This window comes from Polynucleobacter nymphae, assembly GCF_018882155.1.
GTDB classification, from domain to species: domain Bacteria; phylum Pseudomonadota; class Gammaproteobacteria; order Burkholderiales; family Burkholderiaceae; genus Polynucleobacter; species Polynucleobacter nymphae.
Genome location: NZ_JACVPA010000001.1, coordinates 1,647,261 through 1,670,505, shown reverse-complemented (window position 1 = coordinate 1,670,505; position 23,245 = coordinate 1,647,261). Strand labels below are relative to the sequence as shown.

Annotated in this window: 22 protein-coding genes and 1 tRNA gene; 6 read left to right on the top strand and 17 right to left on the bottom strand. The window is 44.9% G+C overall.

The genetic code is table 11. The features are described from left to right. Positions 1-70 precede the first annotated feature (70 nt). Positions 71-373 (top strand): hypothetical protein, encoded by a 303-nt coding sequence (locus ICN29_RS08595; protein WP_216131816.1) that lies wholly within the window; start codon positions 71-73, stop codon positions 371-373. Positions 374-612: 239 nt separating this feature from the next. Here ICN29_RS08595 and ICN29_RS08590 read toward each other — a convergent pair whose 3' ends face one another. From ICN29_RS08590 to ICN29_RS08565, 6 genes are all read right to left on the bottom strand, one after another. After that, complete coding sequence (locus ICN29_RS08590; protein WP_369411653.1) at positions 613-1,530, bottom strand: dihydrodipicolinate synthase family protein; 918 nt, start codon at positions 1,528-1,530, stop codon at positions 613-615. A 22-nt stretch (positions 1,531-1,552) separates the two neighbouring features. Then, the gene (locus ICN29_RS08585) at positions 1,553-2,536 is read right to left on the bottom strand and encodes a Bug family tripartite tricarboxylate transporter substrate binding protein (protein ID WP_323482586.1); all 984 of its coding nucleotides are present in this window, start codon (positions 2,534-2,536) and stop codon (positions 1,553-1,555) included. Positions 2,537-2,591: 55 nt separating this feature from the next. Beyond that, positions 2,592-3,542 carry a Bug family tripartite tricarboxylate transporter substrate binding protein gene (locus ICN29_RS08580; RefSeq protein ID WP_216131813.1) on the bottom strand — a complete coding sequence of 317 codons (951 nt, stop codon included), beginning with the start codon at positions 3,540-3,542 and terminating at the stop codon, positions 2,592-2,594. A gap of 15 nt (positions 3,543-3,557) precedes the next feature. Continuing rightward, on the bottom strand, positions 3,558-4,511 hold the full coding sequence (locus tag ICN29_RS08575; RefSeq protein ID WP_216131811.1) for a 2-hydroxyacid dehydrogenase: 954 nt from the start codon (positions 4,509-4,511) through the stop codon (positions 3,558-3,560). Between the two features lie 6 nt (positions 4,512-4,517). Continuing rightward, positions 4,518-5,273 carry an SDR family oxidoreductase gene (locus ICN29_RS08570; RefSeq protein ID WP_216131808.1) on the bottom strand — a complete coding sequence of 252 codons (756 nt, stop codon included), beginning with the start codon at positions 5,271-5,273 and terminating at the stop codon, positions 4,518-4,520. Between the two features lie 120 nt (positions 5,274-5,393). Continuing rightward, positions 5,394-6,419, bottom strand: a complete 1,026-nt coding sequence (locus ICN29_RS08565) for a LacI family DNA-binding transcriptional regulator (protein ID WP_216131805.1) — start codon at positions 6,417-6,419, stop codon at positions 5,394-5,396. Positions 6,420-6,510: 91 nt separating this feature from the next. Here ICN29_RS08565 and garD point away from each other — a divergent pair, with 91 nt between their 5' ends. Both garD and ICN29_RS08555 read left to right on the top strand, forming a co-directional pair. After that, the gene (garD, locus tag ICN29_RS08560) at positions 6,511-8,058 is read left to right on the top strand and encodes a galactarate dehydratase (protein WP_216131802.1); all 1,548 of its coding nucleotides are present in this window, start codon (positions 6,511-6,513) and stop codon (positions 8,056-8,058) included. Between the two features lie 10 nt (positions 8,059-8,068). Then, on the top strand, positions 8,069-8,476 hold the full coding sequence (locus ICN29_RS08555) for a GlcG/HbpS family heme-binding protein (RefSeq protein WP_216132189.1): 408 nt from the start codon (positions 8,069-8,071) through the stop codon (positions 8,474-8,476). 133 nt (positions 8,477-8,609) lie between these two features. On the opposite strand, the gene ICN29_RS08550 is transcribed toward ICN29_RS08555, so the two are convergent. From ICN29_RS08550 to rpsU, 6 genes are all read right to left on the bottom strand, one after another. Next, a tRNA-Ile gene (locus ICN29_RS08550) sits at positions 8,610-8,686 on the bottom strand. A gap of 117 nt (positions 8,687-8,803) precedes the next feature. Continuing rightward, positions 8,804-9,514: an outer membrane protein gene (locus tag ICN29_RS08545; protein ID WP_216131800.1), complete on the bottom strand. Its 711-nt coding sequence runs from the start codon at positions 9,512-9,514 to the stop codon at positions 8,804-8,806. 255 nt (positions 9,515-9,769) lie between these two features. Further along, on the bottom strand, positions 9,770-12,253 hold the full coding sequence (rpoD, locus tag ICN29_RS08540; RefSeq protein WP_216131797.1) for an RNA polymerase sigma factor RpoD: 2,484 nt from the start codon (positions 12,251-12,253) through the stop codon (positions 9,770-9,772). A 223-nt stretch (positions 12,254-12,476) separates the two neighbouring features. After that, complete coding sequence (gene dnaG / locus ICN29_RS08535) at positions 12,477-14,402, bottom strand: DNA primase (protein ID WP_216131794.1); 1,926 nt, start codon at positions 14,400-14,402, stop codon at positions 12,477-12,479. A 51-nt stretch (positions 14,403-14,453) separates the two neighbouring features. Beyond that, a complete protein-coding gene (locus tag ICN29_RS08530; RefSeq protein ID WP_216131791.1) occupies positions 14,454-14,900 on the bottom strand; it encodes a GatB/YqeY domain-containing protein in 447 nt (148 codons plus the stop codon). Positions 14,901-15,028: 128 nt separating this feature from the next. Then, positions 15,029-15,241 (bottom strand): 30S ribosomal protein S21, encoded by a 213-nt coding sequence (gene rpsU / locus ICN29_RS08525; protein WP_011903537.1) that lies wholly within the window; start codon positions 15,239-15,241, stop codon positions 15,029-15,031. A gap of 77 nt (positions 15,242-15,318) precedes the next feature. Between rpsU and tsaD the strand changes: the two genes are divergently transcribed. Beyond that, a complete protein-coding gene (gene tsaD / locus ICN29_RS08520) occupies positions 15,319-16,389 on the top strand; it encodes a tRNA (adenosine(37)-N6)-threonylcarbamoyltransferase complex transferase subunit TsaD (protein WP_216131788.1) in 1,071 nt (356 codons plus the stop codon). 16 nt (positions 16,390-16,405) lie between these two features. On the opposite strand, the gene folE2 is transcribed toward tsaD, so the two are convergent. The 4 genes from folE2 to xseB are packed head-to-tail and all read right to left on the bottom strand — an operon-like array spanning position 16,406 to position 20,304. Next, positions 16,406-17,233, bottom strand: coding sequence for a GTP cyclohydrolase FolE2 (gene folE2 / locus ICN29_RS08515; protein WP_216131785.1), 828 nt, complete (start codon positions 17,231-17,233; stop codon positions 16,406-16,408). 25 nt (positions 17,234-17,258) lie between these two features. Continuing rightward, positions 17,259-19,169, bottom strand: a complete 1,911-nt coding sequence (gene dxs / locus ICN29_RS08510) for a 1-deoxy-D-xylulose-5-phosphate synthase (RefSeq protein WP_439651271.1) — start codon at positions 19,167-19,169, stop codon at positions 17,259-17,261. Between the two features lie 11 nt (positions 19,170-19,180). After that, positions 19,181-20,071: a polyprenyl synthetase family protein gene (locus ICN29_RS08505; RefSeq protein ID WP_216131779.1), complete on the bottom strand. Its 891-nt coding sequence runs from the start codon at positions 20,069-20,071 to the stop codon at positions 19,181-19,183. Further along, positions 20,071-20,304: an exodeoxyribonuclease VII small subunit gene (gene xseB, locus ICN29_RS08500; RefSeq protein ID WP_216131777.1), complete on the bottom strand. Its 234-nt coding sequence runs from the start codon at positions 20,302-20,304 to the stop codon at positions 20,071-20,073. The genes ICN29_RS08505 and xseB overlap by 1 nt, the downstream gene beginning before the upstream one ends. Positions 20,305-20,465: 161 nt before the next feature. Between xseB and ICN29_RS08495 the strand changes: the two genes are divergently transcribed. Both ICN29_RS08495 and ICN29_RS08490 read left to right on the top strand, forming a co-directional pair. Next, positions 20,466-21,572, top strand: coding sequence for an aromatic ring-hydroxylating oxygenase subunit alpha (locus tag ICN29_RS08495; protein ID WP_216131774.1), 1,107 nt, complete (start codon positions 20,466-20,468; stop codon positions 21,570-21,572). A gap of 46 nt (positions 21,573-21,618) precedes the next feature. Further along, a complete protein-coding gene (locus ICN29_RS08490; protein ID WP_216131771.1) occupies positions 21,619-22,452 on the top strand; it encodes a sulfurtransferase in 834 nt (277 codons plus the stop codon). 14 nt (positions 22,453-22,466) lie between these two features. Here ICN29_RS08490 and ICN29_RS08485 read toward each other — a convergent pair whose 3' ends face one another. Beyond that, positions 22,467-23,240 carry a ZIP family metal transporter gene (locus tag ICN29_RS08485; protein WP_216131768.1) on the bottom strand — a complete coding sequence of 258 codons (774 nt, stop codon included), beginning with the start codon at positions 23,238-23,240 and terminating at the stop codon, positions 22,467-22,469. Between the last annotated feature and the right edge of the window lie 5 nt (positions 23,241-23,245).

Here is a 23,245-nt window from a genome sequence, read left to right as displayed (position 1 = left end):
GACGCAATAAGGTGACGATTTGCTCGGGTTTAAGACGTTGGCCTTTTGCCATATTTAGCACTCCTTTAAGGTGAAGATTATCAAAAATCCTCTCTTCTGGAGTGGTACTAAAAATCAGGTCAGTTCAATTTGCATTCAAGACATTCCCGGGGCATTGGTAGAATCAACCTATAACCCAGAAAAAGTTATTTTTTTCTCTGAGACAATTGATGCTCAAGAAGAGCAAGAATTGACCGAAATTTTTAATGGTCTCTCACCTAAATACTCTAAATACTATGAAGATGTTTTTCCTGATCTCGGCTGGAAGCTATTAACAAATGAATCATTTATTTTTGGTGAGCTAGAGATCATGCAAGTACCTGAAGAGGGATAAATCTTTAGTGGCACAGAAAGAAAAACGACTTAGGAATTTCTCCCTAAGTCGTTGATTTCATTGGTGGGCCCACCAGGACTTGAACCTGGGACCAAAGGATTATGAGAGCAGAAGCCCAAGTTAGACCCTTATAAACAGGGGGTCTGCGGGTGGTCAGTGTCGGTGTGTAAGCAAATGTGTAAGCAAATTCTCATCTTTCACACAATACTGTTTTGCTCTTTAGATTTATAAATAAAAGATCAAGTTAGACCATCAACAGAAAATTGGATTTTTTCTAACTCTATAGCCATTTGCTTACGCTGCTCTGTTGTTAATGAAACCAATGGGGGTCGAACCCTAGCCCACTCTGGATCATTAGAAAAGCGGGCTATCACAGCTTTCATAGTTGGCACGGTTGGGAATGGTACTAAGCAAGCTCTTAGGGTATCAATGTCAGCCTGTAATTGCTCAGCATTACTATCTTGCCAATGCGCTGCCAAGTAAGCAATTCTGCGTGGATCAATATTAGCCATAGAGGAGATGCAACCATATCCACTAGCGCGCATAGTTCGCAGTAAAAATAATTCATTACCTACGAACATCCTAAATCCTCGTGGTGCAAATTGTTTTAATACGGCTTCGGTATATGACCAATCACCAGACGTATCTTTCATGCCCGCTATCGTATTTGGATAAGTCGTAATCAATCTTTCTAGCAGCCCCAAACTCATAGAAATCTTAGTCATAGGGGGAATGTTGTATAGGTAGATCTGAAGCGCGCTATCCCCAACCTTTTCTATTACCTCAGAAAAATAGGCAAAAAGTCCATCATCAGAGACATCCTTATAGTAAAAAGGGGGCAACATTAATACTCCGGCACATCCTGCCTTCACTGCAGCTGAAGTCATCAAAGCTGTCTCATCAACTGAACATGCGCCTGTCCCAGGCATCATAGTCTTGGGGTCTACTTCGCCAATAATGAGCTTCTCCAATACTTCCAACTTCTCAGCTACAGAAATAGAGTTTGATTCTGAATTCGTACCAAAAATTGCTATGCCTACATCATTTGCCTTAAGCCATTGACATTGCTTTAATAGCTTAGCGACATCAATTCGACCATTACTATTAAAAGGACTAATGACAGGAGCTAGAACTGCGGGTAATGTAGTTGATTGCACAATGGCCTCTTTTAATATTCAATTAATCTACTTGCACATTTCCATCTTTAATGACCTTTGCATACCTTTGTCGGTCACTTTCAATTCTTGCTTTAAACACAGTTGGTGTCAGCGGCATAGGTGTAGCGCCCTGCTGAATGAGTGTTTGCTTTGTATCTTGTTCTAAGATCACTGCTTTAATATCGGCAGCAATCTTATCCACGAGTACTGGAGGGGTTCCTGCTGGTGCAGCGATTCCAATCCATGAAGCAGCATCAAAGCCAGGAACACCAGACTCAGCTATAGTTGGTAACTCAGGCATTGCTGGTGAGCGGACTAATGAGCTTGCACCTAATGCTTTAAGCTTGCCAGACTTTACAGAACCAATTGATTCCAGCACGGTTGAGAAATACATATTGACGTGCCCTGCCATGACATCAGCAGCTGCTGGACCACCGCCCTTATATGGTACGTGCATCATGTCTAAGCCGGTTGCTTTTTCAAACATCTCACCCGCGAGATGTGGACCGCTCCCACTACCTGAGCTTGCATAGGTAACCGCTCCAGGATTGGCTTTTGCAAAAGCAATGAATTCTTTTACATTATTAGCTTTCACACTTGGGGTAACCAAAAGAAAGTATGGCAATTCTGCAATCATGCTCACCGGCACAAATGCCTTGTCTGGGTCGTAAGGCATTTTTTTGTAGAGCGATGGATTGATTGAGAAGGTGCCGATATTGCCGATGAGCAAGGTATAGCCATCTGGCTTTGCACGAGATACATATTCAGATCCGACCATGCCAGACGCGCCAGCCTTGTTATCAATAATGACGGACTGACCCCAGCGGGTAGATAACTTTTGTGCAATCAATCGAGCACCAGCGTCTGTTCCACCGCCTGGCGGAAATGGAACCACGATCGTCACAGATCGATCAGGAAAGCTTCCAGTTTGAGCATTCCCTAAAGAAGCTACCAATAAAAGAAATAAAGCTGCAATTACATTACTAGCCCTCATACTTTTAAACACTGGAGTCTCCAATTTATGATGATTTGCTATTAATTAAGATAAATTACTCTTCTTTTTACTCAGGCTGTATGCCGGCATCTTTAATAATTTGACCCCAGCGTTTTAACTCTGCGTTTTGAAAAACTGATAATCCATCAGGTGTACTTGTTGAAACCTCCATACCATTTTCTTCTACAAACTTTTTGACAGCAGGTTTTTTCATCGCTGATATAAACAGCTCATTTATACGCTTAATCGTAGCCGCATCCATTCCCGAAGGTCCATACAAAGCATTCCAGTGAGAGAACTCATAACCCGGGATACCAGCAGAAGCGATGGTTGGCAAAGTCGGTACCAGCGGAGATTTAGTCAAGCTACTAACCCCTAAGGCTTTTAACTTATCATTTTTTACTTGCGGTAGGCTCGTTGTTAAATCCACAATCATTAAATCTACCTGCCCACCAACTAAATCAATTACCGCTAAAGGATTAGACTTGTATGGTACATAAACCATCTCGGTGCCAGACATCTTTTCAAACAACTCGACCGCAACGCGCGCTGAAGAGCTACCGGCACCAAAAGTTAACTTTCTAGGTTCTTTTTTTGCGAGCACGATTAGCTCACTCACCGAGTTCGCTTTTAACGCAGGATTAGTAACCAACAACATATAGCCTTGCACAAGCTTAGTAATTGGACTGAAATCCTTGATTGGGTCGTATGGAAGCTTTTTAATCAAATGTGGATTAGCTGCTTGAGTGGTATTGGTCGTAACAAACAGGATGTAACCATCAGGTTTAGCATTTGCCACATACTGAGCTGCAATTCCACCAAAGGCACCCGCTTTACTCTCGACAATAACTGCCTGCCCAGTTTCCTTGGTAATTTCTACACCAATAGCTCGGGCTAACCCATCGCTAGTACTGCCAGGAGTCGAGCCAATAATGATAGTGATCGGTTTATTGGGGTATGACTGCGCTTGAGCTAACCCACAGATAAAAAGAAATGCAATTAAAAATTGAGCTTTCATTTAAGTGGACTCCCTTTATGTAGTAAGACTCATTTCAGGCCTCTCACCTGCTATACCTTGAGCGAGACTATCTAAAACCATATTACCCATAGCAGTGCGAGTTTCCCAAGTAGCGCTTGCACGGTGAGCCTGCATTACGATTGAATCATTCTTCAGAAGAACCTCTGGCACATTTGGCTCATCAACAAAAACATCTAAGCCAGCTCCTGCAATTTTTCCGGTCTTAATCGCATCTACTAAATCTGGCTCATTTACCAGTTTGCCGCGTGCGATATTAATTAAGAATCCATCCTTGCCTAAAGCATTCAGTACTTTTGCATTCACAATGCCCTCAGCCTTATCTGCAGCTGCGCAAAGGATCAAAGCATCACTTTGATGCGCTAACTCAACCAAGTCAAGAACAAAGCCGTATGGTAAGTCATCCATTTTCTGTAGATCGGTATATTGAATAGGGCACCCAAAGGCCGAAGCACGAATTGCTACTGCCCGCCCTACGCGACCCATACCAACAATACCCACACGCATACCACTAAAACGACGTGACAATGGAATTGCAGTTGGGGATGGAAACTTAACCCAATTACCCTCGCGTACAAATCGATCGCCCGAACAAATACTACGACAAGTTGCAAGCAAAAGACCAATAGCTAAATCGGCAACATCTTCAGTCAATGCACCAAAGGTTGCTGTGACATGAATACCGCGACTCTTGGCATACGCCATATCAACTGCATCTGTCCCTACTCCATTGACTGCAACCACCTTCAAGTTTGGTAACTGCTCCATTAAAGCTTTACTGATTCCTGTGTGACCACCGCTCACCACACCGCTAATAGAAGAACCATGCTTGGCAATAAAAATTTCTTTATCTTCAATCTCAAAGTACTTATGAACGTCATATAGCTCATTGAGTTTTTGACTGACTGATGGAATCAAAATTGGGCTAAGTTGCAAGACTGTAGGTTTCATTTTTTCTTATCCTCGACCAACAAATGGCATTGCACTTGCCATTACCGTCATATTGAGTACATTTGCCGAGAGTGGCAATGCAGCGATGTAACGAACCGCATCAGCAACATGCTTCACATCCATCATGGGTTCTGGTGCAAGATCGCCATTAGCCTGAAGAACGCCTTTAGTCATACGCACGGACAATTCTGTAAGGGCATTACCAATATCAATTTGGCTGGCAACAATATTGAACTTTCTTCCATCCAATGCAATGCCTTTTGTAATCCCTGTCACGGCATGTTTGCTTGCTGTATATGGCGTTGTGTAAAGACGTGGAGTATGTGCTGAAATTGAGCCATTATTGATAATTCGGCCGCCTTGAGGACTTTGTTTTTTCATCAAACCAAATTCAGCGCGGGCACATAAAAATACACCGGTGACATTAGTATCAATAGCGTTTTGCCATTTCTCTAAAGGTAGTTCATCAATAGTGACTGCTGGAGCATTAACACCAGCGTTATTAAACGCCACATCTAGACGACCATACTTTTTTTCTATCTCTGCAAATAAATGATCAACACTTGTAGGGTCTCTGACATCTACAGATACGGGGAAAGCTTCTTGCCCTTTTTCTTTAGCTAATTGCGCAACTTCCTCGAGTAGCTCCAATCTTCTTCCCGCCAGAACAACCTTAAAACCATCTTCGAGCAAGCCCAAAGCAACCGCTTTGCCGATTCCACTTCCAGCACCTGTTACTAAAGCAATTTTTTCATTCGACATATTGTTTGCCCCGATTTATTGACTACCCATTAATTAATGGTAGCGCTACCAAATATGGTGCAATATAAGCGATATCAATCGATCTTGTCAAACTATTCAATCTAGGGTTTTTACGATGCTTTAGGCCGTATCTCGCTCAATTATCGAAAAGCCAACATTGATGAGTGGATTTGAGACTTCTCTACCTTCCGCTCTATCCATGAGGTATTGCGCGGCTAATTGGCCAATTCTTCCACCATTAATCCGAACTGTAGTTAAGGCGGGAAGCATATCGGCTACAAATGGGATATCGCCAAATCCTACAATAGCGATCTGCTTTGGCACTTCAATTTTTTGCGCCCTAGCCTCAGTTAGTGCCCCTAAAGCAAGTAGGTCTGAGCTACAAAAAATAGCGTCAGTCTGTGGGGCATTTTTAAGAACCTTAAACATGGCATCACGTCCACTTCGAATGGAGCGCTGATCACCTACGTTAACAACGTAAGGTTTAGGCAACCCTACTTCTGCAATGGCAGCATCAAATGCCATCGTTCTACGATCTGCACGCTCATCTTCAGCACGAATAATGGCAAACTGTTTTCGACCCTTTACCAATAGGTACTTGGCGACTGCTAAGCCAATATCCGTATGAGAGAAACCAATTAGCATATCAATTGGGGTCGGTGTTAAATCCCAGGTTTCTACCACTGGAATTCCAGAAGCCATGAGACGTGTACGACCTTTACCCGGCTGCATCACCCCTGTTAAAAAAATGCCGTCAGGACGACGACCAATCACAGAATCTAAGAGCAGCTCTTCTCTAGTTGATGAATACACTGATTGGCCAAGCATCAACTGATAGCCAGCATCAAATAACGTGTTATTAAGCGCTTCAATAGTTTCATTAAATACAGAAATAACAGTACTAGGTACAACTGCGGCAATCAGCTTACTTCTAGAGGATGCCAAACCCCCAGCTATTCTGTTGGGGACATAACCTGTCCGAGAAACGGCTTCCTCAACCTTTTTTAATAGTTCTGGCGAAACCTGTTCTGGCTTATTAATGGCCCTAGAAGCGGTAATTGGGGAAACACCAGCTAAACGAGCGACATCATGAAGCGTAATTGCTCCACTACTCCGACGACTACGTTTAACCTCATTTTCACTCATAAGGGCACTTGCATAGGTAAATTGATAGCGCTATCATTTCTGCAATAATCTCACATAATATATATTCCATACCAACCAATAGGACTAAGTGATGATACCGCTGACTATCAGCATGAGTGATCGCGATAACGTAGCGATTGTTGCCAACGATGGTGGTTTACCGGCCGGAGCCAAACTTTCGTCTGGGCTCACTTTGCGAGAACATGTGCCACAAGGGCACAAAGTTGCTTTAGTGGACTTACCTTTGAACTCTCCCGTAATTCGATATGGAATACCGATTGGGTATGCAGCTCAGGATATCACCGCTGGAAGCTGGGTGAGTGAACAGATTTTGAGAATGCCTGATGCACGCGGACTAGACAATCTTCCAATCGCCACAGTCAAGCCAGCACCAATGCCGCCGCTAGAAGGGTTCACATTTGAAGGCTACCGCAATGCTGATGGCTCAGTTGGAACAAGAAATATATTAGCCATTACCACCACTGTTCAATGTGTATCTGGTGTAGTTGACTATGCCGTACAAAGAATTAAAAGCGAGCTACTGCCAAAGTATCCCAACATCGATGATGTGATCGGTATTGAGCATACCTATGGCTGTGGAGTAGCAATTGATGCTGATGGAGCTGATATCCCAATTCGCACCTTACGGAACATTAGTCTAAATCCAAACTTTGGCGGCGAAGTCATGGTTGTTAGCCTTGGATGTGAAAAGCTTCAGCCTCAAAGATTGCTTCCACCTGGTAGCATACCCATCAATGCTGGTAATACGTCTGAAGAGCTAGATGTAGTTTGCCTACAGGATGAAGTCCATGTTGGTTTTATGTCCATGATTGATTCCATTATGAAGACTGCAGAATCCCATCTTGAAAGACTTAATGCTCGCAAACGCGAGACTGTACCTGCCAGTGAACTTATTGTTGGCGTTCAGTGTGGTGGTAGTGATGCCTTCTCTGGGGTAACAGCCAATCCTGCAGTAGGGTTTTGCACAGATCTTTTAGTTCGAGCCGGCGCATCAGTGATGTTCTCGGAAGTAACTGAAGTACGAGATGGTATTGACCAACTCACCTCTCGCGCAATGACTCCAGAGGTTGCCAAAGCCATGATTGATGAGATGGCTTGGTATGACGCATACTTAAAAAGAGGCAAAGTGGACAGAAGTGCCAATACAACGCCGGGCAATAAAAAAGGGGGGCTATCAAACATTGTCGAAAAAGCAATGGGTTCAATTGTTAAATCTGGTACCTCACCAATCTCTGGCGTTTTAGCTCCAGGCAATAAGCTTAAGCAAAAAGGATTAATTTTTGCTGCTACACCAGCAAGTGATTTCATTTGTGGAACCTTGCAGTTAGCAGCAGGCATGAACTTGCATGTTTTTACTACTGGTCGTGGAACGCCTTATGGATTAGCTGCCGTTCCTGTCATTAAAGTAGCTACACGTACCGCTTTAGCCAAACGCTGGAATGATTTGATGGATATCAACGCAGGGAAGATTGCAGATGGTACTGCCACAATAGAAGACATCGGCTGGGAAATATTTCATATGATGCTAGAGGTAGCGAGTGGCCGTAAGAAAACTTTTGCAGAGCAATGGAAATTACACAATGCGATTTCATTATTTAATCCAGCCCCTGTGACCTAAATTCATCATGATGCCCACTAAGCCCTATCTAACTCAGGCAAATGTTCAAAATATTTTGGATGCAGCTAATCAATACGCTATTGAAAAAGGTCATATCGTTGCCATAGCAGTTTGTGATGATGGAGGCCATCTTCTTGGACTGATTCGACGGGATGGATGCCAGCCCGTATCCTCATATTTTGCTCAAGAAAAAGCACGTACTGCTGCTATGGGTAAGCGAGAGACTCAAGCCTACGAAGACATGATTAATAAAGGACGACATGCCTTCTTATCCGCCCCTCATATAGCCATGATGCTAGAGGGCGGGGTCAATATCGTAGTGGATGGACATACGATTGGCGCTGTTGGTGTTTCTGGAGTAAAGAATGGAGAAGATGGAAATACTGCAAGAGCAGGAATTTCCGCAATCTTCAGTTAATAAGCAGTTCATTGCTCCAACTGCAGATCCATATTTTTATTGGAGCTCCTCTGGAAGATGCGTGGAAATTACTTACACACTGGCACAGAAAGAAAAACGACTTAGGAATTTCTCCCTAAGTCGTTGATTTCATTGGTGGGCCCACCAGGACTTGAACCTGGGACCAAAGGATTATGAGTCCTCTGCTCTAACCAACTGAGCTATGGGCCCTAAATCGTTATTAAGGCTAGAGGATGATTGTAAAGGATTGAGGGGAATACCAAAAAGCAAGGGTAGAAATGAAAAAGCTACTGCGAACAGTGGCCTTCAATAAACAATTGAAACTAATTAGAACTTGTAGCCAACACCAATGAGTAATTGATAAGAATTCAGGCTTGGGTTGCTTGTCAGTTTATAACCGTCTGTTTGAGTGACAGAAAAACTTGGCTTGCCATAGCTCATATAGTTACCTTCAGCAAATCCATAAATACCGCCAGTAATGATTTGCTTATAACCCAAACCGACTACATATCCGCCTTGGGTTGATGTGGAGTTGGTGTTAACTAGTGGACCGCTACTGGTAGCATTCTTATAAGTTGTTGCAGTCTGTTGTTGAATAGATACAGAGCTATAACCCGCCTTCAAGTAAACCAACTTGTCTTTATCAATCTCGTACCCTGGGGTCACAAAAATGTTAAAACGATTAGACGTTTGTAGAGTAGATCCACTTAGTGTTGTCGACCCAGCACTTGAGCTATAGGCTGAACTCTTTTGACTCAAGGCAGAATAATCTATACCAACACCTACCAACCACTTAGGTGCAACCGAGTAGTTATAACCTGCGCCAAGAACCAATGCAGCGCCACCAAAAGTTTGGCTACTAGTATTCCAAGTATCGTTAGGCTGACTAGATTGTGTGCCTGTGTAGTTAAGATTTGAGGCTGAGTTACTCTCATATCCAGTAGCTAACTGTCCATAGAATCCTTGAAAAGCTGACTGTGCCATTGCAGAACTAGCAAGCACCGTTGCTGCAACCGCTACTAATAATTTGATTTTCATTTTCTTTTATTCCTCTTATTTTGACTGGGCGTAACTCATTGAAGATTACCGTCCAAGTGTAAATAGATTGTTACAATTTTTGGAAGTATTTAATTGCACCCCTCTTTTAGAGCCAAACAATATATGGGCTCCATGTTGTTTATTTACAACTTTTATAAGGGTAATTTAGGACGCAAAAAAGGCATTCGCTCTAGAGGGAATGCCTTTTTTAGACTGCAATCCTCAGTTAACGGATGACTAAAAACTTTAGACTTCTTAATCTTCTTCTAAGAAGGTCTTGAGTTTGTCGCTACGACTTGGATGACGCATTTTTCTCAGAGCCTTAGCTTCTATCTGACGAATACGTTCGCGGGTAACATCAAATTGTTTGCCTACTTCTTCGAGGGTATGGTCTGTACTCATCTCAACACCAAAACGCATCCGCAATACTTTTGCCTCACGCGGTGTTAATGAATCCAGAACATCCTTGACAACGTCACGCATGGATTCATGCAGGGCTGCTTCGGCTGGGGCCAAGGTATTACCATCTTCAATGAAGTCACCTAAATGAGAATCTTCATCGTCGCCAATTGGCGTCTCCATGGAGATTGGCTCTTTAGCAATCTTCATGATCTTACGAATCTTGTCTTCCGGAATCTCCATCTTCAGCGCCAAGGTTGCAGCATCTGGCTCATGACCAGTCTCTTGCAAGATCTGACGGCTGATGCGGTTCATCTTATTGATAGTCTCAATCATGTGAACCGGAATACGGATCGTACGTGCTTGGTCAGCAATAGAACGGGTAATTGCCTGACGAATCCACCAGGTTGCATAAGTAGAGAACTTATAACCGCGACGGTATTCAAACTTATCTACCGCCTTCATCAAGCCGATATTGCCTTCTTGAATCAAGTCTAAAAACTGCAAACCACGGTTAGTGTATTTCTTCGCAATGGAGATTACCAAACGTAAGTTAGCTACAGTCATCTCACGCTTAGCCTCACGGGTACGCTTCTCACCCGCAGTCATCTGCTTATTAACTTCTTTTAACTCTGGCAATGGAATAACTACACGAGTCTGAATATCAATCAATTTCTGTTGAAGTTCCTGAATCGCAGGTACATTACGCTGCAAAAGTGCACTGTATGGCTTGTTCTCTTTGAGCAGCTTATCAGTCCAAGTCAAATTCATAGCCATCTTCGGGAAGTCTTTTAATACTTCACCACGGTTGACGCCAACTTTATCCACTAACAAACTGACGATGCCTCGCTCAAGCTTCCATACTTGGTCTACTTGGGAGCGCATGGTGTCGCACAACTTCTCAACACTCTTGGCAGTTAAGCGGAAACCCAATAGCTCGCCACGAATCAGATCTTGCGCCTTGATATAGGCTGGGCAGTTGTAACCCTCTTTATCAAAGGCACGACGCATTTTGTCGGATTGAGTGCGAACAATAGCAAATTTCTCGAGAGAGATTTGTTTTAACTCTTCGAGTTGTTTAGCATTGGCTGTTGCAGCCGCGCCACCACCTTCATCCTCGCCCTCTGTTTCACCTTCTTCAGCGTCAGGGTCAATCTCTGGCTCCTCAGGTCCCAACTTAATATCTTCAGCATTGGGATCTACTAAACCATCCACAAACTGATCAATCTCCATCTCGCCAGTTGCAATCTTTTCAGCGTTACTCAGGATTTCGCCAATCGTAACTGGGCAAGCAGCTAGGGCCATCACCATATCTTTTAGGCCAGCCTCAATCTTCTTCGCAATCACAATCTCGCCTTCGCGAGTCAGAAGATCTACAGTACCCATCTCGCGCATATACATACGGACTGGATCGGTAGTACGACCAAATTCTGAATCAACCGTAGAGAGGGCTGCTTCAGCCTTTTCTTCAGCCTCTTCTTCAGAAGCCGCAGCTTCCGTGTTGTCAGACAGAATTAATGTTTCTGCGTCTGGAGCCTGCTCATAAACAGTGATACCAATGTCATTTAATAGGCTAATTAAAGTCTCTAATGCATCCGCATCAGATAACTCATCAGACATCACGTCATTCATTTCACCATGGGTTAAGTAACCCTTGGACATGCCCATCTTGATTAAGGTTTTCAAACGAGCACGACGTAACTCCTGCTGTTCTTCTGTACCCAATTGCTGGGCGGCAAATTCTTTTAAGAGCGCTTTCTCTTTTGCTTTACGCTCACGCGCTTTTTGACGATCTGTTAATACTGGCTCAGCACCATCAGCAGGAACTTCAGCTTTTGCTTTACGACCACGCTTTTTCTCTTCCTCAACTACCGGAGCAGCAGCGTCTTGCGCCTTCGCCTTTTTACCTTTGATTTCTTCAACTTTTGGCGCTGCAGAGGCCTTCACTTTTTTTGCTGCCTCAAGCTTCGTGGCTTTTGTAGGCGCTGGCTTAGTAGCAGCCTTCACTGGTTTTGCAGTTGTCTTTACAGTTTTTGCAGGCTTGGCAGCAGCCTTCGTTTTGGGCGCTGGCTTAGTAGCAGCTTTTTTAGCTACTGGTTTGGCAGCAGCTTTCACTGGTTTAGCTGGAGCTTTCCCTTTTTTGGCTACTGGTTTAGCAGCGACCTTTGCTTTTGGCTTAGCAGCAGCTTTCACTGGTTTAGCTGGAGCTTTCGCTTTTTTGGCTACTGGTTTAGCAGCAACCTTTGCTTTTGGCTTAGCAGCAGCTTTCACTGGTTTAGCTGGAGCTTTCGCTTTTTTGGCTACTGGTTTGGCGGGTTTTTTGGTCTTGGTATTAGGCATTTATTAGCGCTTACTCACATTACTGTTATGGATATCGACTGATTAAGTACAGCCCCGTAGTTCACTTGCCCCAAATTTCATCAAAATAAAGCGCAAGTAGCTGAATTAATTCATTTTTTTCTTGGGAACAGAGGATTATAGTCGATTAGGACTTTTTTAGCCCCCAATTAGCTAAAAATATGGGGCAATTTCAGGGGATTCCTAGCGGTGAATGCGTAAATTCTTAGGAGAATTTCAGTTTCTCGCCCAATTCACGATATCTAGCCCGATCTTGGTCGTTAGCAGTATTGCCAGCAATCTTTTGAGTGATTGCGGTCATTTCTTGTTTTAGATAGGTTAACTCCAGCTTTTTAAAGGCACCATCTAAGTCTGCCTTAGCGCCATTCAGCTCTACATCAGAACCCATGACCCGATTTCTCAGCACTTCGTATGAAGGGGCAAATTCACTGCGCGATAGCTGATCCTGGAACATGGCAAAAGCGCCAGCACCGACAGTTGCATTCTTGCCGTCCTCATCAGGAATCAGCTCAACTAAGTCACATTGGGATAAAAGGTCTTGCATGAGGGCGAGTGCTTTTTCTGATCTTTGCTCCGCAGCTTTAAGAGCGAGTGTGCGCTGATTAGGATCCAGCGCTTTACCTAAATGGGGGAACTGAATCAGCACACGCAACATTTGCTCAGCTAAATCAGTAGGCGCTTTTGGTGGTTCAATGTTTTGTGTAGCAACGCGTTTTGCAGAACCTTTAGAGGCCTGCCAAGGTGCGCCTTGCCTATTGCTGCTAGGAAAATTATTCGGATTATTTTGCGATCTTGCTTGCTGTAAGGGAGCTGGTGCTACTGTTAGGCCGCAGAAAGCTTCAAGCTCTGCTGGCGTGGTGTTTGTTCGAATTGCTAGCTCACGCAAAATCTGAGTGCGCAATGCAATTGGTGGCATAGACAGCAATAATGGCTTGGCAGCATGATGCGTATGCGCCCTACCCTCTGGAGTAGTGAGCTCATGCGCTTCGCTCACCACCTTAAAGAAGAAGCTCGAGATTGACATTGCCTCTTTAATCACTTTTTCAAAGGCAGTCGCCCCATAAGCGCGCACATAGCTATCGGGATCATGTTCAGTTGGCAAGAATAGGAAACGAATTTCTTTATCGTCAGACATGAGTGGCAAACACGCCTCAAGCGCACGCTGTGCTGCACGTTGACCAGCAGAGTCACCATCAAATGAGAAAACCACTTTGTCTGTTTGTCTGAGCAGCATACGTACGTGGTTTGCAGTACATGCTGTTCCTAAGGTTGCTACTGCATTTGGGAAGCCCAATTGCGCAAGTGCAACCACATCCATATAGCCTTCACATACCAAAACATATTCTTGTGAACGGATCGCTTGTCTTGCCTCAAATAACCCATATAGCGTATTGCCTTTTGAGAACAGTGGTGTCTCAGGAGAATTTAAATACTTGGGCTCGCCTTGATCCAGAATGCGGCCACCAAAGCCAATAGTTTGGCCTTTAGGATTGCGAATGGGGAACATAATGCGATCGCGAAAACGGTCGTAACGCTTTACTGGCGAGCCTTCCGACTGCTCCCCTTGAATGAGTAAGCCACCCTCCACCAAAGTCTTTGCGACCTCATCATTGGTATAAGGTCCGAAGACAGCCTCAAGACCTTGCCAACCATCTGGGGCATAACCTAAGGCATAGCGTTTTGCGATCTCGCCGGTAAGTCCGCGGCCTTTCAAATACTCCACTGCTCGTGTATTCCCTTTGAGCTGCTGACGATACCAATCAGCAGCCGAGCTCATGACTTCACTTAAAGCCATTGCTTGCTGCGCTCTTGCGACATCATTTGCGGTGCGCTCTTCTCGAGGCACATCTAGACCTGCAGAGCGCGCTAAATCTTCAATTGCATCCACATAGCCAAGCCCCGAATACTCCATCAAAAAGCTAATGGCAGAACCATGCGCTCCACAGCCAAAGCAGTGATAGAACTGCTTCGTCGGTGAAACGGAAAATGAAGGGGACTTTTCTGAATGGAAGGGGCACAAACCTTGGTAGTTTGCACCGGCTTTTTTTAACTTTACGTGTTGCCCAACCACATCAACGATGTCAACCCGATTTAAAAGATCGGCAATGAAGGATTGTGGAATAAGCGCCATCAGGCTAGCAGTATGAAACTGTTTTACTTAGTTGGCTAGTCGCTTAATTACTTACTTAGCGAGTGCGGCTTTTACTAAAGCAGATACCTTACCCATATCAGCCTTGCCAGCCAATTGACCCTTCAGGGCGCCAATCACTTTACCCATATCCTGAGGACCGGCAGCACCTGTAGAAGCAACTGCTGCAGCTACTGCGGCCTCCACTTCGGCATCCGACATTTGTGCAGGCAAATAGGCTTGCAAGATGAGCATTTCAGCAGCTTCGATTGCTACCAAATCATCACGATTGGCTTTTTCAAACTGAGAGATCGAGTCTTTACGCTGCTTCATCATTTTTTCAATGATTGCAATTACTGCTGCATCATCCAAAACAATACGTTCATCAACCTCACGCTGCTTAATAGCGGCTAATAACAAACGAATAGCTCCCAAACGTGCAGTCTCTTTTGCACGCATGGCATTTTTCATATCTTCAGTGATTTGATCTTTTAGACTCATGGCATTTTCCTGATGTTGAATATATTTCGCTGTCTAGCTATGGTTAGCAATTCAAAAAGCAAAAACCCGCTGCGTTTCACCGTCAGCGGGTTTCAAAGCCTCTCGGTGAAGAGAGCTTTTAAATTCTATTAGTAAAGCTTCTTAGGCAACATTTGGCTGCGAATACGCTTGTAATGGCGTTTTGCAGCGGCGGCCTTTTTACGCTTACGTTCAGCCGTTGGCTTCTCGTAAAACTCGCGGGCACGCAAGTCTGTCAAAAGACCATTTTTTTCAATGGTGCGCTTGAAACGGCGCAATGCCACTTCAAATGGTTCGTTTTCGCGGAGGCGGACTGTAGTCATACTTATTTAACTCGTATATGCTCGATAAATATCGAAAAATTAACTGAATTGCGATTCTAGCACGACCAAACCAAAAAATGATTGTTTTAGGGATAGAAACTTCTTGTGACGAGACTGGGGTGGCTTTATACAACACCACCCCTTGGGAGGAAGGCAAACCTGCATTCCAGGGCATTCTAGGCCAGGGTTTGCACTCCCAAATCGCCATGCACAAAGACTATGGTGGCGTAGTTCCAGAGCTAGCCTCAAGAGATCACATCCGGCGTGTTTTACCCCTTTTAGACCAATCTTTAAGTCAATCTGGGCTCAAATTAGATGGTATTGATGCGGTTGCCTTCACTCAGGGTCCAGGCCTTGCTGGCGCCCTTCTAGTGGGTAGTGCTTTTGCTAAATCGCTAGCCCAAGGGCTCAATTTGCCCTCAATTGGGGTTCACCACCTCGAGGGACATCTGCTCTCCCCGCTTTTAGGCCAAACAGCGCCCCAGTTTCCCTTTATTGCCCTACTAGTCTCTGGTGGTCACACCCAACTCATGAAAGTTTTGGGCATTGGCCAATACGAACTTTTAGGCGAAACCTTGGACGATGCTGCAGGCGAGGCATTTGATAAGACTGCCAAATTATTAGGCTTAGATTACCCAGGTGGCGCTGCCATTTCTAAGTTGGCAGAAAAAGGACGGCCTGGAATCTTTGATCTACCAAAACCCATGCTGCACTCTGGCGATTTAGATTTTTCTTTCTCAGGATTAAAGACTGCCGTTCTGAATCAAGTTAAAAAGTTTGCAGAGAAAAAAATTAGTGGCCCTAGTGAGGTAATGCAATTTCAGGCAGATCTTGCACGCAGCTTTGTTGACTCCATCGTTGTAGTACTAGTGAGTAAATCAGAAAAAGCACTCAAGCAAACTGGCTGTAAGCATTTAGTTCTGGCTGGTGGCGTGGGGGCTAATTCACAACTACGCAAGGCACTAAATGACAAAGCCCAAAAGAACGGTTTTGAAGTGCACTATCCACCATTGGAGCTATGTACAGATAACGGCGTCATGATTGCATTTGCAGGAGCGCTGCGCATGCTGGTAGAAAATAATGGTTCGACTAAATCTGGGGCTTTTGATATCAAACCCCGTTGGGATTTGCATAGCAACAATCTATAAAATCTGTGAAATCAGTTTATTTTGAGAAGCTAATTCTGGCAAAAGCACTGTGGTTATGAATAGACTCAAAGTTCTCGGCCTCAACTACAAAGGACCGGATACGCTGATCAGCCTTGAGATTGCCGGCTACATCACGAACTAAATCCTCTACGAATTTAGGATTGCTATACGAATGCTCAGTCACCCACTTCTCATCGGGACGCTTAAGCAAGCCCCAAAGCTCACTAGAAGCTTCGCTTTCTGCAGCGGTAATTAAATCTTCCACTGTCATCTTTGTTTCTGAATCTAACACCACATCCATGATGACATGGGAGCGTTGATTGTGCGCCCCAAATTCTGAAATCTCTTTAGAGCAGGGACATAAACTCATCACTGGTACTTGAGCACGTAATCCCAGTTCAATATCCAATTTTCCTGCAGGATTCTTTTTGGCTTTTGCGATCCACGTCACTTCGTAATCCATTAGGCTTTCAACACCAGAGACAGGCGCTGCTTTTTTAACGAAGTGGGTATAAGTAAACTGCACATGGCCTTCTTTAGCATCAAGCAAAGGCAGCATGTCGCACACCATTGCAACAACTGTTGTGCTATCAACTGCCATTTCTTGTTTTTGTAGAAGCGCCATGAAACGCGACATATGCGTTCCTTTGACATGCGCAGGTAAGGCCACATCCATCTCAAAAGTTCCAACGGATGGAAAATCTCCAGATGCACTGCGAATGGTCAAGGGATGACGCACACCACGAATACCAACCTGCTCAATCGGCAAAGCACGCTCATCTAATGTGGATTGCACATCAGGCATTGCGCTGGCTTTCAGAAAGGCGGGGTTCATGTCATTCATAACTCTATTTTCAAGCAAAACGGGCTTATTTGCCCACCAACACTGAATTTATTGTGAATACAGCTGGAAAACGTTGTTTGATGGAATCGGTGATGCCCTCTACATCCAGCCCACACTTGCTCATCAGCAGGTTATAGTCCCCATGTTCAATGAATTGATCGGGAAGACCTAACTGCAAAAGGGGTTTATTAATTCCGAGATGAGCGAGAGCTTCCAAGCAAGCACTTCCTGCACCACCCGCAATGACGCCGTCCTCGATTGTTACAAAATACTCATGATCCGCTGCTAAAGATTTAATCAGATCAAGATCGAGTGGTTTTACGAAACGCATGTTAGCAACAGTCGCATCAATCCCCTCTGCAACTTCTAGCGCTGGATACAACAAAGTACCAAATGCCAGAATTGCTACGCGTTGACCAGCAGGCGCATGGGATTTACGGCGCAGCTCACCTTTACCAAAGGGTAATGTTCTCAACTCCTTAGAGGGAATCGCTCCAACGCCTGCACCACGAGGGTAGCGCACAGCACTTGGATGCGGTTGATGAAATGCCGTGGTCAGTAGATCTCGACACTCTGCCTCGTCTGCTGGCGTCATCAGCAACATATTTGGAATACAGCGCAAGAATGGAATGTCATAAGCGCCTGCATGGCTTGCGCCATCAGCGCCAACCAAGCCAGCGCGATCTAATGCAAACAAGACTGGCAAATCTTGCAAAGCCACATCATGAATCAATTGATCGTAAGCACGTTGTAAGAAAGTGGAATAAATAGCCACTACTGGCTTCATCCCTTCGCATGCCATCCCTGCAGCGAATGTGACTGCATGTTGTTCGGCAATACCGACGTCGTAGTAACGTTTTGGGAAATTCTTTTCAAATTCAACTAAACCTGAACCTTCGCGCATCGCTGGTGTAATACCAACTAATAATGGATCAGCATGAGCCATATCGCATAACCACTCACCAAATACTTGTGTGAAAGTTTTCTTGGTGGCAACCGTTTTTTTAACGCCCTCTTCAGGATTAAATTTGCTGGGGCCGTGATACAGAACGGGATCGGCTTCAGCCAATTCATAGCCTTGACCTTTGCGCGTAACTACGTGCAAGAACTGTGGGCCACCTCCCTCTAAGGCAAGGCGGCGCACGTTCTGCAGCATTGGAATTAAAGCATCTAAATCATGGCCATCAATTGGTCCAAAATAATTGAAACCAAACTCTTGAAAGATAGTTGAAGGTGACACCATGCCCTTAGCATGATCTTCAAGACGTTTTGCAAACTCACGTAAGGGGGGCGCAATCGATAAAACACTATCGATTCCTTTTTTGGTAGCGGAATAAATATTGCCGCTCAGCAATCTTGCCAGGTGACGATTGAGTGCGCCCACTGCGGGAGAGATCGACATATCGTTGTCATTCAGAATAACCACTAGCGGCAGATCGTCGTACACGCCAGCATTATTCATAGCCTCAAATGCCATACCACCAGTCATCGCGCTATCGCCGATAACTGCTACAGCGACATGATTCTCGCCCTTGGTTTGAAATGCGCGAGCCATTCCCATCGCCGCCGAGATGCTGGTAGAAGAGTGCCCTGTACCAAAGGCATCAAACTCACTTTCTGCGCGCTGTGGGAATCCTGATAGCCCTTTGAACTGACGCAGGGTGTTCATACGCTCACGCCGGCCAGTCAATATTTTGTGTGGGTAGCTTTGGTGTCCCACGTCCCACACGATACGATCATCTGGAGTGTCAAATACATAATGCAAAGCAATCGACAACTCCACGGTTCCTAAATTAGATGACAGATGTCCGCCAGTCTGCGATACCGAATCCAAGACAAATTGACGTAACTCATCAGCAAGCGCTGGCAATTCTTCGCGAGTCAGTTTTTTTAAGTCGTTGGGGGAGTTGATGGAATGTAAAGTCATTAAATTGATTTAATCTGTACTTATTTAACTCTATTAACAACTAAGAGCGCCAAATCTTTTAAGGCGTCTGCCCTACCACCGAAATCAAGGAGGCTAGCAATTGCCATTTCTTGTAACTCTTTAGCTTGCTGTTGTGCGTAGTCTAAACCCATCAAAGTTACATAGGTAGGCTTATTGGCTGCTGCGTCCTTGCCCGCTGTTTTGCCAAGGGTTTGACTATCAGCTGTTGCATCAAGCACATCATCAACAATCTGAAACGCTAGGCCAAGAGCTGTTGAATATTTTTGGAGTTGCGCCATTTGACCAGAATTGAGATGTGCTGCAATGCCGCCTAACTCAACAGCACAAGAGAGTAAAGCACCAGTTTTCATGGCATGCATTTGTTTTAAACCTGCCAGATCTAATTTTATTCCAACGCTCTCTAAATCAATTGCTTGACCGCCTGCCATACCCCGCGAACCAGAAGCTGCAGCTAAAGCACTGATCATTTGTAAGCGTACATCCACTTCACACTCCGCATTGGCGAGTATCTCAAAAGCACGGGTTTGCAAAGCATCGCCAACCAGAAGCGCAGTTGCCTCATCAAAAGCTTTGTGCACGGTTGGACGGCCACGACGTAAATCATCATCATCCATGCAAGGTAAATCATCGTGTACTAATGAATAAGCATGAATACATTCAATCGCCACTGCAGCAGCATCTAATGCCTGCGCCTTAGCATCACCAAGAGAGCCTGCTGCATAAACTAACAAGGGACGAATTCGTTTGCCACCACCTTGCGCTGCATAACGCATCGCTTCATGTAAACGATGCGGCGTAGTTTGAGCAGAATCGAGTAAGCCATCTAATGCACTCTCAGCTCGCTCAGAGCGATTACTAAGCCACTCTTGAAATTGAAAAATGGTAGTCATTAAGCCTCGAACACTCGCACTTGTTGTTCAACTTGAGCAAGCACGCCCTGGCAATGCTTTAACAAAGCAGCACCGCGTTGATAAGCTAAAAGGGTCTCTTCCAAAGAGAATTTTCCTGACTCCATGTCCGAAATTAACTTTTCGAGCTCTTTCACAGCTTGCTCATAGCGGAGATCTGGGTCGATTGTGACCTCAAGGCCTGGTTTTTGAGTCTCTGACTTTTTGGCTGGCATAAGCTGTTTCCTTCATATTTCCCATACGGATAGCCCTACATATTAAAGCGAGAAGCCCTTCAGATGGGTATAATCGACCCCTTCCTTTCCAATATCGATCCGTCGATGGTTGGATTGGTTATTCCGCTTAGCTTCGGCTGACGTTTTCGGGGGTGGGGAGAATGACTAATCTGGCTGCCGCGCAGAAGCTTGCGCCGTCCAATCTACAACTGCCGGTTTCGGCATATTTTGACGCTGACCTCTATCAGCGGGAAATTGAACTGCTTTTTAAGCAGGGGCCTGGCTATGTTGGCCACGAACTCATGGTGTCTGAAATTGGCTCCTATCAAACCTTAAGCGCAGAAAACGAAGGTCGCATCCTGGTTCGCAATGAATCTGGCGTCGAACTACTTTCTAACGTCTGCCGTCATCGCCAAGCGCTGATGCTCAACGGCAAAGGTAAAGCAGAAAATATTGTTTGCCCACTCCATCGTTGGACTTATGACTTAGGTGGAAATTTGTTAGGCGCACCCCATTTTGAAGATAAGCCTTGCCTTAACCTAGGCAAGTCCCCTTTGCAAAATTGGCAAGGGCTTTTATTTGAAGGTCCGCGCGATGTGCGAGCTGATCTTGCAAAACTCGGTGTGGCCGAAGATCTTCAATTTGATGGTTACCTACTTGATCATGTTGAAGTACACGATTGCAATTACAACTGGAAAACATTTATTGAGGTTTATCTCGAGGATTACCATGTTGTGCCATTTCATCCTGGCTTAGGTAAGTTTATTTCTTGTGAAGATTTGCGCTGGGAATTTGGTGACTGGCATAGTGTGCAAACTGTTGGAATTCATAAAGATTTGCAAACGCCAGGTTCACCGGTATACCGCAACTGGCACGATGCGGTCTTACGTCAATACAACGGTAAAACACCGCGGCATGGGGCAATCTGGCTGACTTACTACCCTAATGTGATGGTGGAGTGGTACCCAGGCGTACTCTGTGTTTCTACTCTGCACCCCATGGGTCCAAATAAAACGCGCAATATCGTTGAGTTCTATTACCCAGAAGAAATCGCCCTATTCGAGCGCGAGTTTGTAGAAGCTGAACGTGCTGCCTATATGGAAACCTGTATTGAGGATGATGAGATTGGTGAGCGCATGGATCAAGGTCGTGCTGCCCTTTTTGCACGCGGCATTAATGAAGTAGGCCCCTATCAAAGCCCCATGGAAGACGGTATGCAACACTTTCATGAGTGGTACCGTCGCGTAATGAATTTTCAAGGCGCATAATTAAGACGCTCTCTTAAATAATTTTGCATTCAATATAGGAAGCCTTATGACTCCTCTAGTTTCCGCAAACCAGTTAGAAGAAATCCTCAATAGTGGTGAGAATGTTTTACTCTGCGATTGCCGCTTTGATTTAGCAAATCCAGAAGCTGGCAGAAAAGCGTACGAAGAAAGTCATATCCCTGGTGCTATTTATGTCGATCTTGATCAAGACATGTCTGGAACTAAAACTGGAGTCAATGGTCGACATCCACTCCCTTCTCCTGAAGCTTGGGCAAAAACCAAAGCCCGTTTAGGTATGAGCCCAAACACGCTAGTAGTGGCTTACGACAAACAGGGCTCGGTTTATGCCAGTCGCCTATGGTGGATGCTCAAAGCCACAGGACATGCCAATGTCCGCGTCTTAGACGGTGGTCTTGATGCTTGGAATGGGCCGATGGGGATAATACCCCGCAATCCAACGTCGACATCTCAAGCGATTGAGCCTATGCCTTATGTTGGCCTGGCCTTAGTTAGTGATGTGGTGAGCAATCTACAGTCTGGTAAAAATCTCGTCATTGATGCCAGAGCCAATGATCGCTTTCATGGTGAGAATGAAACCTTAGACCCTATTGGTGGACATATCCCAGGTGCAGTTAATCACTTCTTTAAAGGCAATCTTTCTGCCACAGCATTTAAAGCACCTGAGCAACTCTTTAAAGATTATCTAGAGCTACTGGGTACCAAGAAACCATCTGAAGTGATTCATCAATGTGGTTCAGGTGTTACTGCCTGTCATAATCTTTTGGCAATGGAAGTAGCAGGATTAAAGGGTTCACGTCTGTATGCAGGCAGTTGGAGCGAGTGGTGCGCCGACCCTATAAGACCGATTGCTACTGATTAGCGCCAGTTAAGCTCTCAATGCAGCAAGGATAGTAGGATCACGAATCCTACGCCACACGCAATCAAAATTGTTTGACGCAAAGACTCTACCCAATGAGGACGGCGGTGCATTTGAGGGATTAAATCACTCACTGCAATATAGATAAAACTACTAGATGCAATGACTAGTAAATACGGCATTGCTGCGTGCGCCTTCTCCAAAAAGAAATAGGCCAATACACCACCAAGCACTGCCGCTAAACCACAAATCAGGTTGTACAACAATGCGCGGGCTTTTGAAAAACCTGCATTGAGCAAAACAATGAAATCGCCAATTTCTTGCGGAATCTCATGTGCAATGATCGCAATTGCGGTAAAGATACCCACTTGATAGTCGGCCATAAATGCAGCAGCAATCAAGATGCCATCTACGAAATTATGAATACCATCCCCGACCAAGATCATCCAACCGCTGCGGCCAGCATTCTCAGCGTCATGTCCATGGTGATGAGAATGACCATCACCCTCATGATGGTGGTCATGGCGCAAGAGGGCAATTTTCTCGAGCAGGAAGAAGCCCAATAAACCCGCAAGTAATGTTGCAAACAACAGCTGTGGGCTTGCCCCTGAGATATTGAATGCTTCAGGTAAGGAATGCAGTAAAGCAGTCGCCAGCAAAATGCCGACCGACAAACTCACCATGTTGTTGACCATCTTGGCCAGCAAGGCTACTGAAAAAGTAGCTGCTACTAAGACACTAGCAACTCCCGCTAAGGCAGTAACTAAGACAAGGGTTTGTAAAACCGTCATGGTGA